Below are 3162 nucleotides of genomic sequence, written 5' to 3' on the forward strand. Positions count from 1 at the left end.
CGGCGGCACCGTCACTGCCGGCATCGTCTCGGCCCGTGGCCGCGACATCGGCGCCGGCCCTTACGACGACTTCATCCAGATCGACGCTTCGGTCAACCGCGGCAATTCGGGTGGCCCGACCTTCAACCTCAACGGCCAGGTCGTCGGCATCAACACCGCGATCTTCTCGCCGTCCGGCGGCAGCGTCGGCATCGCCTTCGACATTCCCGCTTCGACCGCCAAGCAGGTCGTTCAGGACCTGATGAAGAGCGGTTCCGTGCAGCGCGGCTGGCTCGGTGTCGAAATCCAGCCGGTCACTTCCGACATCGCTGAGTCGCTCGGTCTGAAGTCCAACAACGGCGCGCTGGTTTCCAGCGCCCAGGACAACGGCCCAGGAAAGAAGGCCGGTATCACGGCCGGCGACGTGATCACCCAGGTCGAAGGCAAGGACGTTGCTTCGCCGAAGGAACTGGCCCGGCTGATCGGCGCCTATTCGCCTGGCAAGTCGGTCGATGTCACCGTGTGGCGCGACGGCAAGAGCCAGACGGTCAAGGTCGATCTCGGCACGTTGCCCTCAAGCGACAAGCAGGCGTCTGCCGACCAGCCGCAGCCCGCCGCTCCGGCCAAGCCAGATTCGCTCGCTGATCTCGGCCTGACCGTTACCAAGTCCGAAAACGGCAAGGGGCTGGTGGTGACCGATGTCGACCCCGACAGCGACGCCGCCGATCGCGGCATCCAGCCCGGTGACATCATCACGTCGGTCAATTCGAACGAAGTGAACGGCATCGAAGACGTCACCAAGGCGATGGCCGAAGCAGTCAAATCCGGCCGCAAGGCAGTGCTGATGCAGATCACCCACGACGACGCCAATCGTTTCGTCGCGCTGCCCGTCGCCAAGGGCTGACGCTGGCTCCGGAACCGGAGTTCGGTTTCGGAAGCTGTTCGACTTTTCCAGTGCGGCAGTTTCAAACACCCCCGAGCCGCCGCACGGGAAAGCATGGAGGAGCGCGCGTTAGTCAGTCATCGCGCTCTCCCCCGGCGGCAGCGGGCCTCCCATCGCCCGCTGCCGCACAATTCAAAAGCGCTTCTGCGGTCTGACGCAACAACATCGGGAGCGAGGACTTATCGCGCACGGCTTCGGATGATCTTGATCGCGATGCGCTTTGGCAAAGGCCACAATGCAGATGTCTGCCACTCAACCTTCCGGCGAAATCGCGTATAACAGCCCTATGAAGATTCTCGTCATAGAAGACGATCGCGAGGCTGCGGATTACTTGCAGAAAGCCTTTACCGAGGCCGGTCACACCGCGCATGTCGCCGGTGACGGCGAAACCGGCTTCGCGCTCGCCGATGCCGGCGACTACGACGTGATGGTCATCGACCGGATGATGCCGCGTCGCGACGGCCTGTCGGTCATCGCCGGTCTGAGATCCAGGGGCAACACGACGCCGGTGCTGATCCTGTCGGCGCTCGGCGAGGTCGATGACAGGGTCACCGGCCTCCGCGCCGGCGGCGACGATTACCTGACGAAACCCTATGCCTTCTCCGAGCTTCTGGCCCGTGTCGAGGTGCTGAACCGCCGCGCCAGCGCCAAGGAAGCGGAAACCGTCTACCGCATCGGCGATCTCGAACTCGACAGGCTGTCGCATTCGGTGCGCCGCGCGGCGCGCGAGATCACGCTGCAGCCGCGTGAATTCCGCCTGCTGGAGTATCTGATGCGGCATGCCGGCCAGGTGGTGACGCGCACCATGCTGCTGGAAAATGTCTGGGACTATCATTTCGATCCGCAGACCAATGTCATCGACGTCCATGTCTCGCGGCTGCGCGGGAAGATCGAGAAGGGCTTCGACAAGCCCATCCTGCATACGGTTCGCGGCGCCGGCTATATGCTGAAGAGCGGCTAGCAGCAGCATGGCTCTTTCCGTGCCAGCCATCATGAAGACGACGGCAGCGCGGCTTTCGGCGCTCTACCTCCTGCTCTTCGCGCTCTGCGCGGTGCTGCTCGTCTTCTACATGACCTCGCTGTCGGCGCGCATGCTGACCGCGCAGACGCAGGAGACCATCAACGACGAGGTGCTCGGCCTTGCCCGCGCCTATCAGCGCGGCGGTCTGCCGATCCTGGTGCGCGTGGTGGAGCAGCGCTCGCGCCAGCCCGGCGCCAACCTCTATCTGATCGCCGACGCCAACGGCCAGATCCTGACCGGCAATGTGCAGAGCCTCGAACCTGGCGTTCTCGAAGCCGAAGGCTGGACCAGCAGCCCTTTCTCCTATCAGCGCTTTGGCGAAGGAGAACTTGAGCGTCTGCGCAATCTGCCAGCCGAGCAGGGTAGCACCCAATCCGAACAGAGCGATGCGCAGGCGCAGGGCGAAAAGGGCCACAACGCCATTGCGCTGGTGCTGCGGCTGCCGAACCAGATGATCATGCTGGTCGGCCGCGACCTCGGCGAGCCGGAGCGGTTCCGCGCTGTCATCCGCCGTGCTTTGATGCTGGCGCTCGGCATGATGGGGCTTGGCGGACTGCTAATCTGGTTCTTTGTCGGCCGCGCCGCGCTGAAGCGCATCGACAGCGTGTCGGAAGCTAGCCGCCGCATCATGGGCGGCGATCTGTCGGGCCGGCTGCCGGTGACCGGGGCCGGTGACGAGTTCGATCGGCTCTCCGAAAACCTCAATGCCATGCTGGCCAGGATCGCCACGCTCAACGAGGGTCTGAAGCAGGTTTCCGACAACATCGCGCATGATCTGAAGACGCCGCTGACCCGGCTTCGCAACCGGGCCGAAGCGACGCTTTCGGGCAAGCACAAGACATCAGACTACCGGCAGGCGCTGGAAGGCACCATCGCCGAGTCCGACCAGCTGATAAAAACCTTCAACGCCATCCTGATGATCTCCCGGCTGGAGGCTGGCTACTCGTCTGAAAATACGAACCGCGTCGATCTTGCGGAAGCCGTGCGCGATGTCGTCGAGCTCTATGAGCCGGTGGCGGAGGAGGCGGGCGTCTCGCTCGAGGCAGATGTCCGAGAGGCGACCTTCGTCAACGGCAACCGCGAACTGATCGGCCAGGCGCTGTCGAACATCGTCGACAACGCCATCAAATATTCGACCGACGCCACCGCCCAGCCGGCCGTACGCGTGGCACTTGAGCGGGTCGGTGCGGGCGTTCGGCTGTCGGTCGCCGACAATGGC

The 3162-nt window shown here is 64.0% G+C and carries 3 protein-coding genes; all 3 read left to right on the forward strand.

Annotated features, from left to right (window positions below; translation table 11 throughout):
* The coding region (locus EN993_RS33710; RefSeq protein WP_127266043.1) for a PDZ domain-containing protein at window positions 1–883 on the forward strand (883 nt) is incomplete at its 5' end.
* A gap of 325 nt (window positions 884–1208) precedes the next feature.
* Complete coding sequence (locus EN993_RS33715; protein WP_164757986.1) at window positions 1209–1883, forward strand: response regulator transcription factor; 675 nt, start codon at window positions 1209–1211, stop codon at window positions 1881–1883.
* Between the two features lie 7 nt (window positions 1884–1890).
* On the forward strand, window positions 1891–3162 hold a 1272-nt coding region (locus EN993_RS33720; protein ID WP_127266045.1), incomplete at its 3' end, for a HAMP domain-containing protein.

The organism is Mesorhizobium sp. M7D.F.Ca.US.004.01.2.1 (assembly GCF_003997785.1).
GTDB lineage: Bacteria > Pseudomonadota > Alphaproteobacteria > Rhizobiales > Rhizobiaceae > Mesorhizobium > Mesorhizobium loti.

Bases quoted from the DNA above. Each gene is read 5' to 3' on its own strand.
- EN993_RS33715 (WP_164757986.1), top strand. From the start codon at position 1,209: ATGAAGATTCTCGTCATAGAAGACGATCGCGAGGCTGCGGATTACTTG.